The sequence below is a fragment of the Legionella sheltonii genome (assembly GCF_026191355.1).
In the GTDB taxonomy this organism is placed as follows: domain Bacteria; phylum Pseudomonadota; class Gammaproteobacteria; order Legionellales; family Legionellaceae; genus Legionella; species Legionella sheltonii.
Window position 1 is genome coordinate 1 of sequence record NZ_JAPHOQ010000038.1, and the last position, 1,201, is coordinate 1,201.

The following is a 1,201-nucleotide window of genomic DNA, read 5'->3' on the forward strand; positions in this document are numbered from 1 at the left end:
GTGTAAGCCTCCCGTAAAATAGGTGCATATCTAATTAGAGTTCTCCAAGTTAAACTATGTTTGAGGAGAACAAAAATGAAAAAATCACGTTATACAGAAACACAAATTGTAAAAATTCTAAAAGAAGTCGAAGCAGGTCGGCTGGTAAAAGAAATTTGTCGTGAATATGGGATTTCAGATGCAACCTATTACAATTGGAAAGCAAAATATGGTGGTATGGAGGCATCCGACGTAAAACGTCTAAAAGAGCTTGAAGAAGAGAACCGTCGTCTAAAGCAAATGTATGCTGAGCTAAGTCTTGATCACAAAATCCTGAAGGATATTGTTGAAAAAAAGCTGTGAAGCCGTCTGTGAGACGGGAGCTGGTTGATTATGCAGTGAATACTCATGCTGTGAGTTTACGTCATGCGTGTAAGGTTGTAGGTATTAGTGACTCGGTTTATCGATACAAACCGGATAGCCAATCTGATGAAGATGTAATCGTGGCACTGCAGGCATCATCCGAACGCTATCCGGCATATGGCTTTAGTAAATTGCTTAAAGTGTTACGCCGCCAGGGACATAGATGGAATCATAAACGTGTTTATCGAGTGTATCGTGAGTTGAAGCTTAATATGCGTCGTGAAGGCAAAAAACGGCTTCCTAATCGCTCACCTACCCCTTTGAGTGTGCCAGCATCCATCAATCAGTGTTGGTCTATGGATTTTATGTGTGATGCTTTGATGTGTGGCCGACGCTTCAGAACATTTAACATAGTAGATGATTTTAACCGTGAGGTGTTGGCTATCGAAATCGATTTAAGTTTGCCTGCTCAGCGAGTGGTTCGAGTATTAGAGCGTGTTGTAGCATGGCGAGGTTTTCCCGCTAAATTACGCATGGATAATGGTCCTGAATTTATCTCAAGCACATTAGCAGACTGGGCTGAAAAGCATCAAGTGGCTTTAGAATTTATTAAGCCAGGTAAACCAACGCAAAATTCATTTATTGAGCGATTCAATAGAACTTACCGCACAGAGATATTGAATATGTACGCGTTTAAAAATTTACAAGAAGTTAGAGAGCTGACAGAAAGTTGGATAAAGGAGTATAACGACGAGAGACCGCATGATTCGCTAAATGATTTAACACCGTGGGAATATCTGGCAAAAAATAAGGCAATGAACTCTAATTTAGGTTGCCACTAAATATGGGGGGGTTACAC

Annotated in this window: 1 protein-coding gene; it reads left to right on the forward strand. The window is 40.5% G+C overall.

The window, feature by feature from the left end; translation table 11 throughout:
* Window positions 1-75: 75 nt before the first annotated feature.
* Window positions 76-1,184, forward strand: a protein-coding gene (locus OQJ26_RS19230) for an IS3 family transposase (RefSeq protein WP_416209969.1) whose coding sequence is annotated in 2 segments (ribosomal slippage) — window positions 76-328 and window positions 328-1,184 — 1,110 coding nt in all. Because the reading frame shifts where the segments join, the coding sequence is not laid out codon by codon here.
* The last annotated feature ends 17 nt before the right edge of the window (window positions 1,185-1,201 follow it).